At 64.7% G+C, this 21,873-nt stretch carries 22 protein-coding genes and 1 riboswitch; of the genes, 3 read left to right on the plus strand and 19 right to left on the minus strand.

The features are described 5' to 3' along the window. From GOEFS_RS23620 to GOEFS_RS08510, 12 genes are all read right to left on the minus strand, one after another. On the minus strand, nucleotides 1-200 hold a 200-nt coding region (locus GOEFS_RS23620), incomplete at its 3' end, for a hypothetical protein (protein ID WP_211600654.1). Between the two features lie 104 nt (nucleotides 201-304). Continuing rightward, nucleotides 305-1,714, minus strand: coding sequence for an ABC transporter ATP-binding protein (locus tag GOEFS_RS08460; protein WP_007317479.1), 1,410 nt, complete (start codon nucleotides 1,712-1,714; stop codon nucleotides 305-307). Further along, complete coding sequence (locus GOEFS_RS08465) at nucleotides 1,707-2,561, minus strand: ABC transporter permease (protein ID WP_007317480.1); 855 nt, start codon at nucleotides 2,559-2,561, stop codon at nucleotides 1,707-1,709. Before GOEFS_RS08465 ends, GOEFS_RS08460 begins: the two co-directional genes overlap by 8 nt. Continuing rightward, nucleotides 2,558-3,496, minus strand: coding sequence for an ABC transporter permease (locus GOEFS_RS08470; protein WP_007317481.1), 939 nt, complete (start codon nucleotides 3,494-3,496; stop codon nucleotides 2,558-2,560). The genes GOEFS_RS08465 and GOEFS_RS08470 overlap by 4 nt, the downstream gene beginning before the upstream one ends. Further along, nucleotides 3,493-5,079, minus strand: a complete 1,587-nt coding sequence (locus GOEFS_RS08475) for an ABC transporter substrate-binding protein (protein WP_007317482.1) — start codon at nucleotides 5,077-5,079, stop codon at nucleotides 3,493-3,495. Before GOEFS_RS08475 ends, GOEFS_RS08470 begins: the two co-directional genes overlap by 4 nt. Further along, nucleotides 5,076-6,221, minus strand: coding sequence for an LLM class flavin-dependent oxidoreductase (locus tag GOEFS_RS08480; protein WP_007317483.1), 1,146 nt, complete (start codon nucleotides 6,219-6,221; stop codon nucleotides 5,076-5,078). The genes GOEFS_RS08475 and GOEFS_RS08480 overlap by 4 nt, the downstream gene beginning before the upstream one ends. Continuing rightward, entirely contained in the window at nucleotides 6,218-7,585 is a 1,368-nt protein-coding gene (locus tag GOEFS_RS08485; RefSeq protein WP_007317484.1) for an MFS transporter, read from the minus strand. The genes GOEFS_RS08480 and GOEFS_RS08485 overlap by 4 nt, the downstream gene beginning before the upstream one ends. Further along, nucleotides 7,582-8,268 (minus strand): tRNA-dependent cyclodipeptide synthase, encoded by a 687-nt coding sequence (locus tag GOEFS_RS08490; protein WP_007317485.1) that lies wholly within the window; start codon nucleotides 8,266-8,268, stop codon nucleotides 7,582-7,584. The genes GOEFS_RS08485 and GOEFS_RS08490 overlap by 4 nt, the downstream gene beginning before the upstream one ends. Then, nucleotides 8,268-9,113, minus strand: a complete 846-nt coding sequence (locus GOEFS_RS08495) for a 2OG-Fe(II) oxygenase (protein WP_007317486.1) — start codon at nucleotides 9,111-9,113, stop codon at nucleotides 8,268-8,270. Before GOEFS_RS08495 ends, GOEFS_RS08490 begins: the two co-directional genes overlap by 1 nt. 154 nt (nucleotides 9,114-9,267) lie before the next feature. Beyond that, a riboswitch (SAM riboswitch) is annotated at nucleotides 9,268-9,357 on the minus strand. Between the two features lie 351 nt (nucleotides 9,358-9,708). Beyond that, entirely contained in the window at nucleotides 9,709-10,866 is a 1,158-nt protein-coding gene (locus GOEFS_RS08500; protein ID WP_007317487.1) for an acetyl-CoA C-acetyltransferase, read from the minus strand. Nucleotides 10,867-10,893: 27 nt separating this feature from the next. Then, on the minus strand, nucleotides 10,894-11,697 hold the full coding sequence (locus tag GOEFS_RS08505) for an SDR family oxidoreductase (protein WP_007317488.1): 804 nt from the start codon (nucleotides 11,695-11,697) through the stop codon (nucleotides 10,894-10,896). Further along, nucleotides 11,694-12,956 (minus strand): acyl-CoA dehydrogenase family protein, encoded by a 1,263-nt coding sequence (locus GOEFS_RS08510; RefSeq protein WP_040524787.1) that lies wholly within the window; start codon nucleotides 12,954-12,956, stop codon nucleotides 11,694-11,696. Before GOEFS_RS08510 ends, GOEFS_RS08505 begins: the two co-directional genes overlap by 4 nt. Nucleotides 12,957-12,998: 42 nt before the next feature. Here GOEFS_RS08510 and GOEFS_RS08515 point away from each other — a divergent pair, with 42 nt between their 5' ends. After that, complete coding sequence (locus tag GOEFS_RS08515; RefSeq protein WP_007317490.1) at nucleotides 12,999-14,537, plus strand: FadD3 family acyl-CoA ligase; 1,539 nt, start codon at nucleotides 12,999-13,001, stop codon at nucleotides 14,535-14,537. Between the two features lie 32 nt (nucleotides 14,538-14,569). Further along, nucleotides 14,570-14,959, plus strand: coding sequence for a DUF5313 domain-containing protein (locus tag GOEFS_RS08520; protein ID WP_007317491.1), 390 nt, complete (start codon nucleotides 14,570-14,572; stop codon nucleotides 14,957-14,959). A gap of 78 nt (nucleotides 14,960-15,037) precedes the next feature. On the opposite strand, the gene GOEFS_RS08525 is transcribed toward GOEFS_RS08520, so the two are convergent. The 7 genes from GOEFS_RS08525 to GOEFS_RS08555 form a co-directional block, all read right to left on the minus strand. Then, a complete protein-coding gene (locus GOEFS_RS08525) occupies nucleotides 15,038-15,985 on the minus strand; it encodes a type IV toxin-antitoxin system AbiEi family antitoxin (RefSeq protein WP_007317492.1) in 948 nt (315 codons plus the stop codon). A 103-nt stretch (nucleotides 15,986-16,088) separates the two neighbouring features. Further along, a complete protein-coding gene (gene lysS / locus GOEFS_RS08530; RefSeq protein ID WP_007317493.1) occupies nucleotides 16,089-17,606 on the minus strand; it encodes a lysine--tRNA ligase in 1,518 nt (505 codons plus the stop codon). A gap of 53 nt (nucleotides 17,607-17,659) precedes the next feature. Continuing rightward, a complete protein-coding gene (locus GOEFS_RS08535; protein ID WP_007317494.1) occupies nucleotides 17,660-18,067 on the minus strand; it encodes a hypothetical protein in 408 nt (135 codons plus the stop codon). 169 nt (nucleotides 18,068-18,236) lie between these two features. Next, entirely contained in the window at nucleotides 18,237-19,031 is a 795-nt protein-coding gene (locus GOEFS_RS08540; protein ID WP_007317495.1) for a type III pantothenate kinase, read from the minus strand. A gap of 8 nt (nucleotides 19,032-19,039) precedes the next feature. Then, on the minus strand, nucleotides 19,040-19,459 hold the full coding sequence (gene panD / locus GOEFS_RS08545) for an aspartate 1-decarboxylase (protein ID WP_007317496.1): 420 nt from the start codon (nucleotides 19,457-19,459) through the stop codon (nucleotides 19,040-19,042). Between the two features lie 44 nt (nucleotides 19,460-19,503). Further along, nucleotides 19,504-20,406, minus strand: a complete 903-nt coding sequence (gene panC / locus GOEFS_RS08550) for a pantoate--beta-alanine ligase (protein ID WP_007317497.1) — start codon at nucleotides 20,404-20,406, stop codon at nucleotides 19,504-19,506. Next, nucleotides 20,403-21,320 (minus strand): Rossmann-like and DUF2520 domain-containing protein, encoded by a 918-nt coding sequence (locus GOEFS_RS08555; protein ID WP_007317498.1) that lies wholly within the window; start codon nucleotides 21,318-21,320, stop codon nucleotides 20,403-20,405. Before GOEFS_RS08555 ends, panC begins: the two co-directional genes overlap by 4 nt. 372 nt (nucleotides 21,321-21,692) lie before the next feature. Between GOEFS_RS08555 and GOEFS_RS23625 the strand changes: the two genes are divergently transcribed. Then, on the plus strand, nucleotides 21,693-21,873 hold a 181-nt coding region (locus GOEFS_RS23625; protein WP_211600655.1), incomplete at its 3' end, for a hypothetical protein.

Raw genomic sequence — 21,873 nt, forward strand, 5'->3', positions numbered from 1 at the left:
GCCGAGCTCGCACGCTCGCACGACGGCACTCGACCAGCGGGGGAGCTCGAGTGCGGCAGCCCAGGGCCGTGGTCGCGGCCGAAGGTCATCTCACCGAGTCTCGATACACCGGCGGGCTCGCACGCTCGCACGACGGCACTCGACCAGCGGGGGAGCTCGAGTGCGGCAGCCCAAGGGCCGTGGTCGCGGCCGAAGGTCATCTCACCGAGTCTCGATACACCGCCGAGCTCGCACGCTCGCACGACGGCACTCGACCAGCGGGGGTGTCAGACGCGACGGCACTCGACCAGCCGGGGGCGATGGATCAGACTGCGGCAGAAGCTGATTCGATTACTCGGCCGGCGTTGACCTGGACGAATCGGTGGGCGATGTCGTGTGCCACCGTCAGGTTGTGGGTGATGAATACATAGGAGATGCCATGCACTGCCTGCAGCCGCTCCAGGATGTCGAGGACGCGGGCCTGCGATACGACGTCGAGTGCCGAGACCGCTTCATCGAGCACCACGGCGGCAGGATGCGAGGCCAACGCGCGCGCGATCGCAACGCGCTGACTCTGCCCACCGGACAATTCACTCGGCCGGCGGCTCAGGAACGTCGAACCAAGCCCCACCTCGTCGAGTGCCTGACCTACTCGCTCGCGCCGGTCAGATGCGCTCAGTCCGAGCGACGGATGGAGCGATTCGGCGACGATTCGCTCGACGGTCCACCTGGGATCGAGGGCGGAGAACGGATTCTGCGACACCAACTGAACGCGGCCGTCTCGCCACACCGTGCCCGCTGTCGGAGCGGTGAGACCGGTCAGAACTCGCGCCAAGGTCGACTTGCCCGAACCCGACGGTCCGACGACAGCCAGCGTCTCACCGCGGTGAACCGACACATCGACTTCGTCGAGAATCGTGGTTCCACCGAGCCGAACAGACACGTTCGACGCCGACAACACAACCTCGTGTGGCTCTGGAATCGGTTGCGGCACACGCCGTCCCGGCATCGCCGCCTTAAGTGCCTTGGCCGCCGAACTCGACGGCGAACTCAGGAGACTCAGCGCCGGAGCCTCCTCGACCACCCGTCCCTGATCGAATACGACGACCCGATCGGCGCGCCCGCCGACCAACGTCAGATCGTGGGTGATCAGCAAAAGACCGGTCCCCGAACTCGTCAGGACATCGAGCACCTGGTTAGCGACATCAGCATCGAGCGCGCTCGTCGGCTCGTCGGCGACCACGAGTCCCGGCCGGCCCGCGAGTGCGATGGCGATGAGTACCCGTTGCCGTTGACCACCGGACAGCTCATGCGGGTAGCGCGACGAGATCGTCGGATCCGACAGGCCGGCCTCCGCGAGGCGAAGTGCGACCTCCCGGTCGGAGTATGGCTGCCCGGTCAGCTGAAGTGCTTCGCGCACTTGGCTTTTGATGCGTCGCACCGGGTTGAGCGAGCTGCCCGGATCTTGCGGGACGTAGCCAACCCGCCGACCTCGCACCGAACGCCAGGCACGCGAGCGAGGGGCGGGTAGGTCGCTTCCGTCGATACGCAATGCCTTGGCGTCGAGCCGAACCCGACCATTGGGCAGGCCGAGAATCGTGCGCGCCAACGTCGACTTGCCGCTGCCCGATGCCCCGACAACGACGACCTTCTCCCCCGCCCCAACCGACAAGCTGACGTCATGCAGGATCGCGCTATCGCCGATCGACACGTTGAGTGCTTCGATCTCAAGCACGATGGTTCTCTCCGATCATCCGAGACAGTCGGTACGCCGCCAATACGACGACGGTGATGACGAGGGCAGGCGCGGCGGTCAGCCACCACGCACCCGCGACGAACGCGCGGCCGTCGGCCACCATCGCGCCCCACTCCGGAGCCGGTGGACGCGGACCGAACCCGAGAAAGCCGAGCGCGGCGACCGCCAATACGGCCTGACCGAATTCCACCGACGCCACCGCCGCGGTAGTCGGCCATAGATGCGGCAGTACGTGCCTGCGCACCACAGTCGGGCGGCTCCATCCGCTCACCAGGGCAGCCTCGACGAACGGAGTCGATCGCAATTGCAATGTGCGAGAACGGATTACACGTGAAGCCCCGGCTATTCCGGCCACGCCTACGGCCACCCCCAGTTCGATGGTTCCGCCGCCGGTCGCGGCGATCACCGTCATCGACAGCAATAACGCGGGAACCGCCAGCAGGACGTCGACCAATCGCATGCCGATGCGATCGGTCCACCCGCCGAGATAGCCGGCGCCGACTCCGATCAGCGCGCCGCCGACGACCGCGATTGCCACCGCCACCAGCGCGGCCGTCAACGACGCCCCGGTTCCGTAAATGACGCGAGTGAGGACATCGCGTCCCAGTTGGTCGGTCCCGAACGGGTGCGCCAGACTTGGCGCGCGCAGGCGATAGCGAGGAGCGACGTCGAGTGGGTCGCCGTGCGAAAGCACACCGGGCGCCACCGCGGCGATGACCACCAGAGCCAACACGACGACGGCGACCACCGTTCCGACGTTCTTCGGTCGACCGACCTGCCACAGTCGGCGCGCCCCCGACAACTGCCCCACTGCGATTCCGGTCATGTCGTCACCCGTGCGCGCGGATCGATGAGCGGGCTGACCAAGTCGACGGCGAGCGTCAGGACGACGAATACCGCCGCCGAGACGACGACGGTCGCCAGCATGACCGGACCGTCGTGCGCGGCGACCGCCTGCTGAGTGAGCCGTCCCAATCCCGCACGCGAGAACACCGTCTCGACAACGACCGCTCCGGCTAGCGCCGATCCGACGAGGACTCCCAACGCGGACAGCGTGGGTATCACCGCGGCGGGGGCGACGTGACGCAGATGCACCGCCACGTCCGACGCGCCTTTGGCCCGCGCCACATCGACGAACGGCTCGGCCGCCGCTTCCCGCATCCCCGACATCATGATCTGCGCCAAATAGCCCGCAACCGGCACAGCCAACGTGATTGCGGGCAACACCAACGAGGCCGCGCCGTCGTCGCCGAAAGCGGGCAGGAGATGCAGTCCAAAAGCGAAGACCTGAATCAGGACGAGTCCGACGGCGAACGTCGGCAACGACACCAGCGTCGATGGAATCTGACCGACGACGCGGGCGACAATCCCGTCGGGTCGATAGGTCGCGACGAACGCGAGGACAAATGCGGTGACCGCACCGATCACCAGCGCCGACAACGCGAGTTCAGCCGTCGACGGCAAGGCGTCGAGCAGCGTGGTGGTCACCGGTTGCCCCGTCACCACCGAAGTTCCCCAGTCGCCGCGAACAAAGTCGCCGAGCGCTGTTAGGTACTGCTGCCATAGCGGGCGATCTAGCCCGTATTGCGCACGCAGCGCGGCGATCGTCGCCTGCGACGGGGCACCACCGGCAGCATCAGCGTTCGCGGCGAGGGAGACCGGATCGCCCGGCAACACCCTCAATACCGCGAAGACCAGCGTGAACACCGCACCCACCACCCCGACACCGGCTGCCAGTCGAAGCAGTATCGCGCGGGTCATGACTGCTCGTCGGGATACTGCAACCGCAGGACACCCGACGCGTCGAAGCCGATTCCGCCGAAGCCGGACGCGATAGCCGCCACTTGCGACAGTTCCACCACCGGGATGACATATCCGGCGTCTGCGATGCGTGTCTGCACGGTGTCGACGACGCGCAGTCGCTGTGCCCGGTCGCCGATGCCGGCTTGCTGGGTGAGCAATGGATCGACGTTGGCGTCGAAGGCCCGGTGTGAATAGTTCGGACCCTCGACGCCTACGCGCGAACGCAGGATGTCCGGGTCGGCACGCGTGACGTTGTAGTAGACGGCATCGAAATCCCCCGCCGATCGGCGCGAGAGGAAGTCGTCGTTGGCCAACGCGGTAATCGTCAGGTCGATTCCCACCTTCGCCAGCTGCCGCTGAATCAGCTCCAGGATCGGCTTGTTGCCGTAGAACTCCGGCGAATAGATCACGTCGAACGACAGTTTTGTACCGTTCTTGCTCCGCGTGCCGCCGTCCGGCCCCCGCCAACCCGCGGCGTCGAGCACCTTCTTCGCGGCGTCGGGATCGTGTTTGACCAGCGGGTCCGCGCGATACCCCGGCGTCGTCGACGCCAACACGCTGGTCGCCGGTTTGAACGAATCACCGAGCACCGTCGAGACAAGTTCGGGCCGATCAAGTGCCCACGTAACCGCGGTGCGGATCGTACGGTCAGCGAGTACGCCGCGAGACACATTCGACTGGAACACAAATGGAAGGCCCGGGTTGGATCGGGCGACGATCGATGCACCCGCGGCTGCCAGGCCGTCGCGATCCTGTGGCTGGGCATCGGCGACGGCATCGAGCTGACCCGAGCCGACACTGCCCGCCCGAACCCCGGATTCGGGGACGACGCTGAATTCGACGGTGCGGTACCGCGCCTTGGGCGCGAACCCAACGTCGGGGGCCCACGCGTAGTTGTCTCGCCGGGTCAGACTTGCCGACCGATTCTGCTCCCATCCGGTGTAGGTATACGGCCCGCTCCCGACGACGTTGGCTGCGGTGCAGCGCTCATCGAAGGTCCGCGCGACGGTTGCCGGCGCGAGGATGCCGAGTTGGGTGGTAGCCGTGGCCTGCAGAAACTGAACGTTGGGTTCGGCGAACCGAACGATCGCGGTGTGCTTGTCGGGGGTTTCGGTCCGCTGATATCCGAGTAAGAACGCCGATGCCTGCAGGGTGCGGGTCGAGGTCTTCTTGTCGGAGGTGAGCGCGTCGAAATTCTTCTTCACGACGTCGGCGGTCAGCGGCGTCCCGTCGCTGAACGTGACGTCGTCGCGCAGGGTAAAGGTGAAGCTACGACCGTCGGGCGAGACCTGAAACTTCCTCGCGAGCCACCCTTTCAGTTCTCCGGTCTTTCGATCCTGGTCGAGCAACGAGTCCACAACCTGCCGCACGACGTTGACCGTCTGATTGGTGCTCGACTGGGCGGGATCGGCGCACGTCGGCGCCGACGACAAGCCGTAGCGAAGAACGTCGGGGGCGCTGGCATCGCCACCGCATGCCGCGAGCGGAATAACCGCGGAAACGACGAGCGCGGCGGCGGCCACTCGAGTGATGGTCTTCATCGGATTTCTGCTTTCGGGGTGAGGCCACGCCAGGCTTCGGAGATCAGGCGATGGGAGCGGACACGGTCGTCGTGCCGGTGGGTGAGAGTGGTCAAAATCAGCTCGTCGGCGTCGGTCAGGGCGGCGAGCGCGGCAAGCCGACCCACCACCTCGTCGGGGTTTCCGACGAACCGAGTCGCGACGCGCGCCGAGTGTCGTGCGGTCAACCGCTCGACGTCGGAGGCCGAGACACTGTCGGGGTGAGGTACCTCGATCGCGCCCGCGCCACGGGCCACCGAGTCCAGCCACGGCAGGAACGAGCGGGCCTGATGCTGTGCGTCGTCGCTGCTCTGCGCGGCTAGGACGTCGGCCGACACCGCGAGGCGGGGAGCGTCGAGGACCCCGGGCACGAATGCGTCGCGATAGGCCCGCGCGGTCTGCACGGTCTGGCCCGGCGCGAGGTGATAGTTCGCGACGAACGGCAGTCCGAGGCGACCGGCGACCTGGGCGCTGGCCCCAGGCGAGTTGCCGAGGATCCACGGCAGCAGATCGGTACCTTCGCCCGGTGTCAGGTGCAGCGGCGAATCCAGCCCTTCGGGCGTGAACTCGCCCGCGAGCAACGCCAGAATCTCCTGCACCTGTGTCGCGTAATCCGGCACCGGTCCGGATGGCGTGATCAGCGCGAGTCCCGTCGCCGCACGCGACGAGTCGACCAGTTCCCGCAGGTCACGCGGCTCCGGAAGAACCACGCCGTCGACGATCGGGTGGTCGGTGACCGGGACCGACGTCGGCGCGGGCGGTCGGGTCAACGCATCGCGATACTGGTCGGCGCGGCCGGCGCTGCGGCCCAGGCCGAGGTCCACCCGGCCCGGGTACAGCGTGGCGAGCGTCCCCCACTCTTCGGCGACGCGGGCCGCCACGCGCTGACTCAGTTGAACCGCGCCGGGCCCGACCCGAATCGTCGACGTCGCCGCAAGGACGTATGCCGCGACGACTGCCGGCGCCGACGATGCGAGCGAGGCGAAGTGATGCTCGGCCAGCCAATATCGTCGGTAACCGAAATCCTCCGCGGCTTTCGCGAGGTCCGCCGCGTTCTGCAATGCCTCCCGAGCGGTGCCGCCTTCGCGGATCGGCACCAGGTCGAGAATGCCGAGTTCGGTCATTCGACGGCCTCGACGTCGTCGGAGATCAAGAGGTTTGCCGCTAGCGCCACGAGTGCGGCGGCTAGCAGGAATAGTCCGACGTAGAGCAGTCCGTCGTCGGCGTTGGATGACGCGTAAAGAGCGGCGGCGACCGCTGCTCCCAATGCGCCGCCGAAGTTGTGCGCGGTCCACGACGCTCCGATCGCGAAACCCGACTCCGACGATGGCACCGCTGACAGCGCGGCCAGTGTCGCGGGCGCCAGGATTAACGCCCACCCGACGCCGAAGAATACGAATCCAACGAGCAGCGCCGCGAGTGAGTCGGTGAGCGCGCCGATCAGAATGGTTCCCGCGGTCACCGCGAACGCGGCGAACCCGTACCGCAGCGGAATGTTCGGCCCGCCGCGATCGACCCATCGTCCGACGCGCGGCGAGGTGATCGCCATTGTCCCGCTGACCAGTAGCAATGACACGCCGATCACACGTTCGGACAGGTGATGCCATTCAGACAGGTACTGCGGGAGGATCAGCAACGCCGACGCGTAGAAGGCGGCCAGGAAGAAATCCGACGACAACGCCGCCCGGAACCGAGGATGGCTGAACAATTCGACGCGCAGCAGCGGATCTTTCGCCCGACGTTCCACCGCGACCAAAGCCACCGCCGACGCGACCGCGATAACCGCGGCTACGACAACCGGTGCACTAGCCCAGCCGGTGCTCGGCGGAAGAGACAACACCGCGACTGTCGCGGCCACGGTAGTCGCCAAGAAGACCTGACCGGGCAGGTCGAGACCCACCCGCGGACTGGGTGCGGGCGACGGGACGGCCACGACGATCAGCACCAGTGCGACCAGACCGAACGGCACATTGATCCAGAAGACCGCCGGCCAACCGAAGGTCGGGACCAACAGACCGCCCAACACCGGACCGATTGCCAGACCGACACCGTTGACGGCATACAGCCAACCGACCGCCCGACCGCGCTCCCCTTCCGGGAATAGCTGCTCGACCAGCGTCGACGTTCCCGTGTAGAGGACGGCGCACGCCGCGCCCTGTACGAATCGCGCTGCGATCAGCCAACCGATCGTCGGGGCCAGAGCCGCGCCGATCGACGCCACGACGAAAAGGCCGAGCCCGGCGAGTAGCACCGGACGCCGCCCCTTCTGATCGCCGAGCCGACCGGCGGTGACCATGAACATGGCGAGCGCGGTCAAGAATCCACTGAGCACCAACTGCGAGACGCCGATCGAGGTGTTCAGGTCGCGTGTGATGGACGGCAGTGCGGTCGAGACGATCGTCAGGTCGATACAGCCGAGGAAGGATGCGGTCGCCAGGCCGATGAACCCGGCGGTCCGACGATTCGTCGGGGCCACTGTGGTGCTCATTTCGCCGACTTCCGCTTCTTGAAACGCAGGGGCAGCCACGCAGCACCGTCGGTGACGAATAGGTCGCGGGTGGCCTGCATCGCCGTCGAAATCTGTTGCGGGTAAACGACAAAGTCGTAGCCCTGCCGTGCCCACAGCGGCTGGATAATCGGCACTTCCTCCAGGAGGTAGGTCCGGCAGCCGTTCCGGATTCGGTCCTCGTCGGGAAGCCCTTCACCGCGCCGCGCGACGAACCGATCGATCGTGGATTCGATCGCCACCGCATAGTCGCGGTTCGTTTGGTAGACCGAGCGAACCTCGTCGAGCGCACGCGGGTAGTTCGGGTCGCTGAGCGCGTCGTCCCATCGCAGTACATCGACGTCGGCGGTCAGCAGATCCAGCAGCGGCTGATTGCGCGCCAGCCATTGGTCACCCCGACGTCGAGTCTGGTGATATGCCTGCGCGGGCGATGCGTCGACGTTGTGGCGTTGCAATGTGTCGGCGACAGCGACGGTCACGCGGGCAAACCCGCTGCGGTTCAGCAGATCGACAGTCGCTCCGAGCTTTTCGCCCTCGTGATAGTCGGCACCAACGCTGACCAGCAGAATCGTCGAGCGACCGGCGTAGTCGTACTGCAATCCTTTGAGGTCGAAGGCCGCCTTATGCGACACCGACCCAACAGGTGCGGCAAGGGTGAGAGTCATCAGCTCCACACCGCCAGAGCCTGGTCCTGGTTGCGGACACCGATGAACAGACCGACAGTCACGCGCGGACGGTCGTGCGATGGCGCGACCGCGTGTACGCGGCGCGGATCGATGAAGATCGCCTCCCCGACCTCTGGCCGAATCGTGACCGCGGGCTCGCCGACCACGTCACGGTTCACACCCCATACCCGTTCGCCCGACAGTTCTTGGTACTCATCCTCGGTCGGATAGGCGTCCCATATCTCTAGTTCTCCCCCGCCGTCGGGAACGTCGAGGTAGACGTTCACCGACAGTTGCCGGCGAATCCCGAGGTCGTCGTCGGGGAGGTTCCGCCGGACGTTGTCGGTGTGGGGTTCGAGGTCGACGCCGGCCTGCTGATATCGCACGACGCCGGCGAAGAACTTCCGGCTCTCCGACGTCAGCAAGGTCGCGCCGGTGGGCCAGGCTTCGTCGAGCAGGATGCGCAGGGTATCGGCCGGGTACTGGTACGGGGCGGCGAGTTCACGCAGTCGGCCGCGATGGTGCGCGGCCTCGTCGAAGTAGCTGTCCTGACCATCGACTCCGACCTCGGAGAAGGCGTGACCGATGCGACGGAACTGCGGATCGGTGGCCAGCGGCCCATGATCCTCGCGCCCGACGAACCGTTCCCTCAGCCCCGCTAGCGTCTCGCCGGCAACCGCTCCGGCGACGCGTACCGCGAAGACATCGCCTTTTAGCAGCTGAAGCAGGTGATCCGCCGAGAATTCGTCGACACTGGTTCGGACGAATAATTCGTTCCGGTCTCTTGCCGCCGAGGAATCACCGGGTGATTCGGTGAACGTGGTCTCGGTCAAAGTGGTCGTCATCGTCTTCCTCCCACGGCCGGGCTGGGCCGTTTCCACTGGCACTGGACACCGCGCGGTAGCGCGGGTCGCACAGGAAACGATCACGAGCTGTCGGCAGACACGACAAGTCGACATGTCGAGCCGCGGATCTCCCCCAACGTGGTCGAGTCGCGATTCGTCATCGGTCTGGCATTAGCACCTTGTGGACACGTCCACGGTTGCTGCGGCGTCAAAGAGCCAGTCTCTCGGCCGCTCGTGATGATCTGTACGAAACGAAAGGTAAACCGATCCAACAACGTTGACAATGTGCGGCGGGCACCAGAAGCCGCAAAGCCGCCGGTCAGAAATAAAACTCTTAGCGCCCAAAATTATCGAGAGTTGCGGCGCGTTCCCCGTCGCCGGTTGAGTGCCAGATCAAACTGCGCGACGTCACCCCGTCGCCGGTTGAGTGCCAGATCCAACTGCGCGACGTCACCCCGTCGCCGGTTGAGTGCCAGACCAAACTGCGCGACCTAGTGCCCCCCGTCGCCGGTTGAGTGCCAGATCCGAGCTTGCGAGGATCTGGTGTATCGAACCCCGGTGAGACGACGACGCGACTCGGCCCCGACGACCGCGCCTACCCCAGCCGCTCGATAATCGTCACATTCGCGGTGCCGCCACCCTCGCACATCGTTTGCAAGCCATAGCGGCCGTCAACACGCTCCAACTCGTTGAGCAGCGTCGCGAAGAGTTTCGCACCGGTGGCACCGAGCGGATGGCCAAGGGCGATGCCGCCGCCATTCGGGTTGACCGTTGCCGGGTTGGCGCCAGTTTCCTTGAGCCACGCGAGAACTACCGGCGCGAAGGCTTCGTTGATCTCGACGACGTCGATGTCGTCGATGCTCAGACCGGTCTTCTCCAACGCGTACTTGGTCGCCGGAATCGGAGCCGACAGCATCATCACCGGATCATCGCCGCGTACCGACAGATGATGGATGCGCGCACGTGGAGTCAGCCCGTATTCCTTGAGTGCCCGTTCGGAGACGACCAGCGCCGCCGACGCCCCATCGCAGATCTGCGATGCGACCGCGGCGGTCAGTGACGACCCCTCGGCCAACACGTCGAGTGACGCCATCTTTTCCAGCGAGGTCTCGCGCGGGCATTCATCGACGACGCAATCACCAAGCGGCACATACTCATTGTCGAACCGACCCGCGGCGATGGCCGCCTTCGCCCGCTGATGCGACTGTAACGCCCACGCCTCCATATCCCCGCGCGAGATATCCCAGCGCTTGGCCATCATGTCCGCTCCGACGAACTGCGAGATCTCGGTGTCACCGAAACGCGCGCGCCACCCCGGGGATTCCGCTGTGGGAGTGGTGAATCCAAGTTCTTGGCCGGCAATCATGGCCTGCGAGATGGGGATTGCGCTCATATTCTGCACACCGCCGGCGAGAACTACGTCCTGAGTTCCGCTCATCACACCCTGTGCGGCGAAATGTATTGCCTGTTGCGATGATCCACACTGACGATCAACCGTGGTGCCCGGCACGCCGAGTGGCTGGCCCGCGGTGAGCCATGCGGTGCGCGCGATGTTGCCCGCCTGCGGTCCAACGGTGTCGACACAACCGAACACCACGTCGTCGACAACATTCGGGTCGATACCGGTGCGATTGAGTATGGCGTTGACGACATGGGCGCCAAGGTCGGCTGGATGGACTTTCGCCAACGAGCCGTTGCGCTTGCCGACGGGTGTGCGCACCGCGTCGACGATATAAGCCTGTGGGGTGGACATATGTTGACTCCCTTGATGATTCGGCGGTCAGGCGCGCTGAGAAGAGATCGAGACGATCTCGCCGGTGAGGTAGGTGGTGTAATCGCTGGCCAGCATCGCGATGGTGGCCGCGATCTCCCAGACTTCGGCCGCACGACCGTACGCCTCCCGAGATGCGAGTTCATCCAGCAGCTCGTCACTGGTGACCTTGGCCAAGAACGGATGCCGGGCGATGGACGGGGCTACGGCGTTGATTCGTACGCCGTACTCGGCGGCTTCGATCGCCGAGCACCGGGTCAGTGCCATCACACCGGCTTTCGCTGCAGCGTAATGGGATTGGCTGTGCTGTGCGCGCCAGCCAAGTACCGAGGCATTGTTGACCAGGACCCCGCCATGACCGGCATCGCGGAAGTAACGCAACGCGGCGCGAGTGGCACGGAAGGTGCTGTTGAGCGTGATGTCGATGACGCGATCCCATTGCTCGTCGGTCATCTCGACGACGGGCGTCTCCCCGCCGAGTCCCGCGTTGTTGATCAGAACATCGATTCGACCGAGTTCGCTTGCGGCACCGTCGATCAGCGCATCCACCTGCGACGTGCTCGATACATCGCACACGATGGCGGACACCTTCTGCTCCGGGAACTCCGCTGTCAATTTCTCGACGGTCTCGTTCAGGCGCCGCTCATGGAAATCGGAGACCACCACGTCGCCGCCTTCCAACAGCACCCGCCGAGCCGAGGCGAATCCAATACCGGTTCCGGCCGCCGCGGTGACCACGACCTTCTTGCCCGCGAGCAAGTCATGTCCGGCGATTTCGTCGGGAATCCGCGCGAGCGGCGAAACGGGGGTCATGCACGTGCCTCTCTCGGAAGGCCGAGCACTCGCTCGGCAATAATGTTGCGCTGCACCTCATTTGAGCCGCCATAAATCGTATCGGCGCGGGTGAACAGCAGAAGTCGTTGCCATTCGTCGAGCTCGACGGTCGACGGTGCGTAGATATCGTTCGGCTGCCCCTCGGTGGTTTCCGCGGGCCCGATCAACGACGGCGAACCGACCACGTCGACCGCCAACTGGCCCAGGTCGCGATGCCAGTTGGCCCACAACAACTTTGCCACCGACGCCGCCCCAGCCTCGTTCACGATCTCACCCGCCAGAGTCCGCTGGGCATGCGCGCGCATCACTCGCAGGCCGATCCGCGCGCGCGTCAGCCGGGTGGCGATCTCCGGATTATCCACTGCGCCATTGGCTTTCGCGACCGAGATGACATTGTCGAGTTCGCGGGCAAAGCCAACCTGCTGACCGAGTGTCGACACCCCGCGCTCGAACTGCAGCAGCCCCATCGCGACCTTCCAGCCATCGCCCGGCGACCCGACGATGAGGTCGGCGTCGGTGACCGCGTCATCGAAGAAGACCTCGTTGAATTCCGAAGTGCCGGTGAGTTGTTGGATAGGTCGTACGGTAACGCCCGGTTGGTCGATCGGCACCAGCAGGAAGCTGAGGCCCGCGTGGCGCGACGACCCTTTCTCGCTGCGCGCCACCACGAATACCCACTGCGCGACGTGAGCGAGTGAAGTCCACACCTTCTGTCCGTTGATGGTCCACTTATCGCCGTCGAGGCTGGCCGTCGTCGCGACGGCAGCGAGGTCAGATCCGGCGCCGGGCTCCGAATAGCCTTGTGCCCAAAGCTCGCTCACGTTGACGATCCCCGGCAGGAATCGCGCCTTCTGTTCCGGCGTCCCGTATTCGATGAGTGTGGGTCCGAGGAGTTCCTCGCCCAGGTGGTTGACCCGCGCCGGCGCGTTGGCCCGGGCGTATTCCTCGTGAAAGATGATGCGCTGTTCCAACGTCGCGCCGCGCCCGCCGTATTTCGCGGGCCAGCCAAGGCAGGTCCAGCCCGACGACGCGAGATGCCGGTCCCACGCCAGGCGTTGTTCGAAAAACTCGTGTTCACTGCCCGGTCCGCCTCGACCTTTGAGAGTGGCGAAGTCACCGGCGAGGTGCTCCACGAGCCAGGCCCGCACCGCGTCGGCGAAGAGGCCGGACGCGTTCGGGGTCTGGGCGGCCCATTCGCCAAGATCGACGTCACGATCGGCGAGATTGATCAGGGTCATGTCAGCTAGCATAAACTACCAAGCGCTTGCTAGGTTAGAGCGATGGAGGAGTTCCCGACCACGACGCCTGCCGCACTCATTCGCGCGGCAACCCGCTGGCCCGACCAGGAGGCGATCGTTGACGGACAATGGGCCCAACCGGTCACGCTGACCTGGGCAGAACTGCATGATCAGGTCCGCCACTTTGCCGCCGCGCTGATCTCCCACGGCATCGAACACGGTGACCGAGTCGCCATCTGGGCACCGAATAGCTACCACTGGCCGATTGCCGCGCTCGGCGTGCACTACGCCGGAGCGGTGCTCGTTCCGCTCAATTCGCGGTACACCATTACCGAGGCCACCGACATCCTCGACCGCTCCGACGCGCGGACAGTCGTCGTATCCGGCGCATTCCTCGGCGGTAATCATCTGGCCGACCTCCTCACCGCCGATACCGGCCGCACGCTGATTCACGTGCCACTCGTCGATGCAGTGGACGGATCGTCGGCGATCGACTGGTCGGCGTTCGTCGATTCGGCAACGCCAGCTACGCTCACCCGTGCCGACGAACGCGCGCGTGCCGTCGCACCCGACGATCTATCCGACATTCTGTTCACCTCGGGCACCACCGGTCGCGCGAAAGGCGTTCTCGCCGAACACCGTCAGACGATGGCCGGTTCACTCGGCTGGGCGTCGAACGGCGAAATGACCCACACCGACCGCTATCTGATGGTCAATCCGTATTTCCATACCTTTGGCTACAAAGCGGGCATCCTGCCGTGTGTACTCTTCGGCTCGACAATGCTTCCGCTGGCCGTCTACTCACCGACCGAAGCGATGAAACTCGTTGCGGCACAACGAGCAACCATCTTCCCCGGCGCACCGACCATCTTCCAGACCATTCTCGATGACCCCGCACGCACGGAATGCGATCTGTCGTCGTTGCGTCTCATCGTTACCGGAGCGACCATCGTGCCGGTGGTGCTGGTGGAACGCCTGCAGAGCGATCTCGGCGTCGAGACCGTGGTGACTGCCTATGGCCAGACCGAGACGAGCGGCTTCATCACCACCTGCCGCCCCGACGATGATGACCAGACGGTCGCCACGACCTGCGGACGCGCGTATCCGGGGATGGAGGTTCGAATCGGCGAGCAGGGCGAGGTGCTGGCTCGCGGCGCCATGGTCATGCGCGGCTACCTTGATGACCCCGACGCGACCGCCGCCACCATCGACCCCGACGGCTGGCTACACACCGGCGATGTCGGGGCGCTGGACGAGCGCGGCAATCTCACCATCACCGACCGCCTCAAAGACATGTATATCTGCGGCGGATTCAACGTCTATCCCGCCGAGGTGGAACAGGCGCTCAGCCGCATCCCGGGGGTCACCGAAGTCGCGGTGATCGGCGTCGAAGACGCACGGCTCGGCGAGGTCGGGCGGGCGTATCTGACCGTGCTCGACGACGCCGACGTAACTGAGGAGACGGTAATCGCCTACGCCAAACAGCACTTGGCGAATTTCAAGGTCCCGCGGTCGGTCGTCATCGTCGACGCGTTGCCACGTAACGCTTCGGGCAAGATTCTCAAACGCGACCTCGCGTAAACCTCCAGACTCCGCTCGGTACCGTAGAAGTCATGAGCGATCCGTCCCGTCCCAATTTCTGGCAGTACATCACCTACTGCTACGGCCGCACTCTGCCGGCGTCGATGCACGACTGGGTTCGGAACGATTTGGCCGGGCCGGGCGCGGCCCGTCGCACGGTGATCCGCGTGACGATCCCGGTGCTGCTCATCCTCGCCCCGCTGCTCCTCTTTCCCGCCGACGCCCTGGTCCGGGCAAGTATGACCCTGCCGATCCTGCTGCCATTCATATACTTCGCGGTGGTGCTCAACAAGTTCTATCGCAAGGCACGACTCAAGAAGCACGGCCTCGACACCGAGCTGGTTCACGAAATCGAGCGAGCAAAGACGGCCGACGTGCGGGCGGAATACGAGGCCCGGCACGGTCGGCGGTTGAGTAAGTAGTCGACGCTTAGGCCGCTCAAACTTGGAGAATCCCCCGTCGCGACGGGGGATTCTCCAAGTTTGAGGAGATTGACGGAATCAGAGCACCTTTGGCAATTTGTCGAGTTGCGCGGACAACATCGGCACAAGGACGTTTCCGGGGCGCAAGTCGTCGAACACCCATCGCAGCACCTTGATCCCGGATGCCGTCAGTGCGTCCTCGCGGAGCTTCTCGCGGATGACGACGTCGGAGGATTCTTCGCCTTCACGCAGTAGTTTGGTGTACTTCTTGATCCCATCGAATTCCCCGACGAGACGACCATTCCAGTCGAAGTCAACTCGCCACCGATTGCCACGGATGTCGTAGGAGCGTTGCAGTTCAGGCAGCCGCAGGCCCGCGGTGATCATCTGGGACCGGCTCCAGGATTCGCCGACGCTCTCGGCCAACGGACTCCCGGATTCAATCGCGCGCCGTGCAGTGCGAATGCCGTTGCGCCTCACCTGCGCGAGAGTAGAACGCATCACTTCGCGATCAGCGCCCCGACGCAACGCGGCGTCGACGACAGCCAACGCTGCCGGGAATTTCGACACACAGGCGATATCGACGGCGGTTCGTTCAAGGTTCGTCACCATGATCCCGTCAACGAATGTCACCTCGTCGGCACGTAGTAGCGCACTATGCGTATGCCGGTTCGCGCGAATATTGCCCGAACTATTCGGCTTGGTGAAGTGCACCCGACCGAGCGTCGGATTAAGCGTGTCTAGTCCGAGAACCACCGCAGCAGAGATATGGCTGAGCACGCCACCTGGATCACCGTTGCCCGCCCTAACATCCCCGAGCCATGCGGCGATCGCTTTCATACGGTGGAGTTCGTCAGGATAGCGATCCTTTGCGGCGGCGTACGCACCCGTGCCGACGCGGATTAGTTCCTGTTCGCGTACTGCCCGCGCTATCGCCGCGTCGTCGTAGTCATGAGCGAGGATGTCTTCGCGGAAGTACACGCCGTGGCGGGTTTGCGGAATCTCGATCACGAGTCTTAGACGCACGGGAAGGCCGATCGGATCCCTCTGGGCCTAAAATCCCCTGAAACTGGGAGAATCCCCCGTCGCGACGGGGGATTCTCCCAGTTTGGGGGGATTGTTGGCGAAACTAGCCCAGCGGCTTCACCAGCGGGAACAAGATTGTCTCCCGGATGCCCAGACCGGTCAGCGCCATCAGGAGCCGATCGATGCCCATGCCGGTACCCGCGGTGGGCGGCATACCGTATTCCATCGCGGCCAGGAATTCCTCGTCCAGCGCCATCGCCTCATCATCGCCGGCAGCGGCCAGACGCGCCTGATCGACGAAGCGTTCGCGCTGGATCACCGGATCTACCAATTCTGAATAGCCGGTTGCCAATTCGAAGCCACGCACGTAGAGGTCCCACTTCTCGACGACGCCGGGCACCGACCGATGCGACCGCACCAGCGGCGACGTCTCGACCGGGAAGTCCCGTACGAATACCGGCTGGGTCAGCCCGTGTCCGACGGTGTGTTCCCACAGTTCTTCGACGAGCTTGCCGTGCCCGTAGCCTTTGCCCGTGGGCACTTCGAGGTCGACCTTCGCGGCCAAAGCGAGCAGCTCCTCGACACTGGTCCGCGGCGTGATCTCCTCGCCGACAGCCTCCGACAGTGACGGGTACATCGAGACCGACAGCCATTCACCGGACAGGTCGTAGGTACTGCCGTCGGGCATCGTCGGGGTCAGCGTATCGAGCGCACCCTGCGAAACCTCTTGTACCAGTTCACGAATCATCACCGCGGCGTCGTCGTAGGTGCCGTAGGCCTGGTAGGTCTCCAGCATCGCGAACTCCGGCGAATGCGTGGAATCGGCGCCCTCGTTACGGAAATTGCGGTTGACCTCGAAGACCTTGTCGATACCACCGACGACGGCACGCTTGAGGAACAATTCCGGCGCGATGCGCAGGTACAGGTCAATATCGAATGCATTGGAGTGTGTAACGAACGGCCGAGCGGCGGCACCACCGTGCAAGGTCTGCAGCATCGGCGTCTCGATTTCCAGGAAGCCTCTGTCCGACAACGACTTTCGCAGCTCACTCATGACCGCGATACGCGTCCGGGCGATCGATCGCGCCTCCGGACGCACGATCAGATCCACGTAGCGCTGCCGGACGCGCGACTCCTCGTTCATCTCCTTGTGTGCAACCGGCAAGGGACGCAACGCCTTCGACGCCATTTCCCAACGATCGGCCATCACCGACAGTTCGCCGGTACGCGAACTGATCACCTGTCCGTGAACGAAGACGATGTCACCGAGGTCGACGTCGGCTTTCCACTGCGCCAACGCGTCTTCACCGACGCCGTTGAAACTGACCATCGCCTGCAACTGTGTTCCGTCGCCGTCTTGCAGCGTCGCGAAACATAGTTTTCCCTTGTTGCGCAAGAAGATGATGCGGCCCGCCACTCCGACCTCGACGCCGGTCTCGGTGCCGGCTTCCAGGTCCGGATACTCGGCACGGATCTGGGCGAGACTGTGCGTCCGCTCGATCGCTACCGGGTACGCCTGCCGCCCCTCGGCCAGGATCCGTTCCCGCTTCTCGCGGCGAATACGAAGCTGTTCGGGGGTGTCATCCGCGGCGTCACGAGTCGAGTCAGTCTGGTTACTCACGACTTGCCACCATACCGGTGGCGTATCGGCTCGCGCGCGCGAGCGTCACGACATCAGTGTGCGGAGATCATTGCCAGCTCGGCAGCCGACACCGGCCCGTTGATTCCTGCGCTGCGCATCCGCTGGTAGCCACCAACCACGAACCGCGCGCCGATGACGCCGCGGGCCTGCAGATGCCAGGCGAGCCACTCGGCATCGTGGCCGTCGTCGCTGATCAGTAGCCAGCGGCGGTCGAGTCCCGCGATGCGCAGCGCTTCGGCGCCGCCCGGGGTCAGCCGGTCGAGCACGACGTCCGCAGAAATCGCGATCGCCCCGAGTAGGACGCCGTCGCGGTCACGGGTCTGTTGATCACGAATATCGACGGCGATGACGCCCGCCGCGAGATGACGGTGGTAGTCACGAACGAGAACGGACAGTGGCGCGACGTCGCTGGACAGGGGCGCCGAAAGAATGGCGGTCATGAGAGATACCTCGGGAAGAATCGAAGAAACTGGGGCGTCGAAGAGGGCCACCGCGTTATGCGGTCTAGCCCTGACAACACTCCTGACAGCTCTTGATCACGACGAGCAGTTTGCCATACCAATTCTCATCGCGCCACAGTTAAACCCAGCCGTGCGCATTACCCGGCGGTCAGCGCTTGCGTTCTTTAACGCGCTCATGCACTCGCCGCAGGCCGTCGAGGGTCAACTCGGGCACGTGATCGGTAAGCGTTTCGCATTCGTCGTACATCAGCGGCGCCAAGAATCCGGTGGCGACGACGTGCACGTCGTCACCGTCGAAGCCGGGAATTTCGTCGCGCACTCGATCCACCAGTGCGTCGACCTGCCCGGCGAAACCGTAGATAATGCCCGACTGCAGTGCCTCGATGGTGTTCTTGCCGACGACGCTGCGCGGTGCCCGCAACTCGGTGCGACGTAACGTCACCGTCCGTTCGGCCAGTGCGTCGACAGCAAGGTTGACACCCGGAGCGATTGCGCCGCCGAGGAATTCACCTTTCGCCGACACCACGTCGACCAAGGTCGCGGTACCGAACGCCACGATGACACACGGCCCGCCGAATCTCCCATATGCCGCAAGGGCATTCGCGACCCGATCGCCACCGACTTCTTTCGGATTGTCGACCAGCAGCGGCACGCCGGTCCGTACGCCCGGTTCCAACAGCGCGTGCGGACCGGACCCGAAGTATTTGCCGACCATCACCCGCATTTCGAGCATCAGCGATGGCACTGTCGACAGGCCGGCAACCGCCGTCACCTGCTCGACGTCGTCGCCGAGCAATCCACGCAACGTCAAGGCCAACTCATCGGCGGTGTAATGCGGGTCGGTGTGAATCCGCCAGTCTCGCACCAACTTCGCGTGATCGCCCACACCGGCGAACACTCCGAGATGAATGTTGGTGTTGCCGATGTCGACGGTGAGTAGCATGACGCGACCTAGACGCTGACCGGCGAGCGCGGGTCAAGGAGCCCGGAGCCTTCGGGAACGTCGGCTGGATCGGTGCCCTCGGTGAGCACCTTGTTGTCAGCGTCGACGAACACGACGTGCGGCGCGTAGTCGCGGACTTCCTCCTCGTCCATGATGCCGTAGGCGATGATGATGACGAGATCGCCCGGGTGGACGAGATGTGCTGCGGCACCATTGATTCCGATGACACCGGTGCCGCGTTCGCCGGTGATCGCGTAGGTTTCCAGGCGGGCTCCGTTGTCGATGTCGACGATGGTTACCTGTTCACCCTCGCGAAGGTCGGCGGCGTCGAGAAGGTCGGCGTCGATGGTTACCGAACCCACGTAGTGCAGGTCGGCCTGAGTGACCGTCGCGCGATGAATCTTTGACGTCATCATGGTGCGAAACATCTATTGTCCCTTTCGTATTGGTCAGCTGATCCGCAAGAACAGCGCTACTGCGCGCCGTGTTCGTCGCGAAGTGAAATCCCGATTGCGACGCCGACATTGTCGAGCAATCGGGTGGCACCGAACCGTGCCGCGATCAGCAGGCGTCCATCGCCCTGCTTGGGTGGATCTTCTAGTTGACGGCCGCGAACAACGAGGTATTCGACCTCGACCTGCGGATGAGTGTTCAGAACCTGTTGTGCGGCAGCGATAATCGCATCCTCGCCACCCTGCGCGGCATATGCGCCGGCAACGAGGGCAGCGGACAGGACTGTCGCCAGTTCTCGTTCTTCAGGAGACAGATAGCGATTACGCGAGGACATCGCGAGCCCGTCGGATTCGCGAACCGTCGGTACACCGACGATGTCGACGTTGAGGTCGAGGTCGGTCACCATCTGCCGGACCAACACCAGTTGTTGGTAGTCCTTCTCGCCGAAGTACGCGGCGTCGGGTGCGGCGATGTTGAGCAGCTTGAGGACCACGGTCAGCATTCCCGCGAAATGCGTTGGGCGGGAGCCTGCCTCGAGAATCTCCCCGGTTGGTCCGGGATGCACCGAGGTACGCGGGCCGTTGGGATACATCGCCGAAGCGGTCGGCGCGAAGACTAGCTCGACCCCCAGTGGGCGCAACAGATCCAGGTCGGCGTCGAAGGTGCGCGGGTACGCGTCCAGGTCCTCGTCGGCGCCAAATTGCAAGGGGTTCACGAAGATCGACACGATCACTACCGTGTTACCGTGCGCCTTGGCGGCCCGAACCAGTTCGAGATGCCCGTTGTGCAGCGCGCCCATCGTCGGGACCAACACGACGCGTTTGCCCGTTGAGCGCAACGCCCGGCTGACCTTGCTCAACTGAGCGGGGTCGCGGTGGACGGTGAGCTGTCCCGGGGTGAAGGCGCGTTCGGTATTCGTCATGGCTTCTCCGTCAACAGGTTTCGCAGTTCCGCCGGCGCATCCGCATAGACCGCGGCGCGCTTGGCCAATGCCACGTACGCGGCCGGGATACCCGCGGTAACTCCGTCAGCGGGCAAGGTACGCAGGGCGTCAAGGTGTGCGGCAACGGCGGCGGTGTCTCCGCGGGCGACCGGGCCGGTCAGCGCGGCCGGCCCAAGGTCGAGGACATTGTTCAACGCCGCGGTGACGAGCGGTCCGAGGATGCTCTGCGCGACGCGAATCGGCGGATCGTCACCGTCGGCCGCACCGCGTTGCACGGCGACGTCGAGTGTGGCGATGGCATCGCTGATAAGTGCCACAAGATGATTCGACCCGTGTGCGAGTGCGGCGTGGTACAAAGTTCGATCGGCTTCGACGACGCGAACCGGCTGACCGCCGATCTCGTAGACCAGCGATTGTGCGATGGTGTACCCCACCTCGTCGGCCGCGGTAATGCCGAAACAGGCCGACGCGAGCCGATTGGTGTCGTCGGCTCCTCCGACGAAGGTCATCGCGGGGTGAACCGCCAGGCTCAACGCACCGAGGTCGGTTAGTGGGGCCATGATTCCCACCCCGTGCGCGCCGGCGGTATGCAGGACAACGGTTCCGCGACGCAACTGGCCGGTCGCAGCGATGTCGCCGATAACCGTCGAGAGCTCGGCGTCGGGCACAGCGATGATCAGCAGTTCCGAGCGAGCGACGACTTGATTCAGTGGCAGGATCTGCGATTCGGGTAGCCGCTGCTGCGCTCGTCGGCGCGAGGCGGTCGACCCCGCGACTACCGAACCGACGACGTGGCCAGCTCGCTCAAGTGCCTCGGCGATGGCGGTGCCGACCCGACCAGCGGATACAACGCCGACGGCCAGGCGCGCGGGCGCCAGCCCTTCGGCACGCATTCCAGCAGAAAAATGGTCCGGCGAACTCACCGTGATCCCTTCGTATCGCGTTCCAGTCCCGCTCCGCGGGTACCAGACGTCCACGACGAGGATAGGCGGTCCGGCCGGTCCCTGGCGAGCGGCTGTGACGGGCTTCACGACGTCGGCTCGCGGGGTCTCGATACACCAGACACCTCGCAAGCTCGGCGCCTGGCACTCGACCAGCAGCATCAGGCACCACCCACCTCCGATGGTCGAGTGCCGTTCGGCGAGCTCGCGAGCCACCTCCGACGGTCGAGTGCCGTTCGGCGAGCTTGCAAGCCACCTCCGATGGTCGAGTGCCGTTCGGCGAGCTCGCGAGACGAACGGTGTATCGAGACCACGCACGACGAAATGCCAACTCAACCAGCGACAGCGGTCACCCAGGTACGTCGACTCACCCAGTCTCGATACACCGGCGGGCTCGCAAGCTCGCACGACGGCACTCGACCAGCAGCGGGTGAAGCGGGCTCGCAAGCTCGCACGACGGCACTCGACCAGCAGCGGGTGAGCCGGGCTCGCAAGCTCGGCGCCT

The organism is Gordonia effusa NBRC 100432 (genome assembly GCF_000241305.1).
Classification (GTDB): Bacteria; Actinomycetota; Actinomycetes; order Mycobacteriales; family Mycobacteriaceae; genus Gordonia; species Gordonia effusa.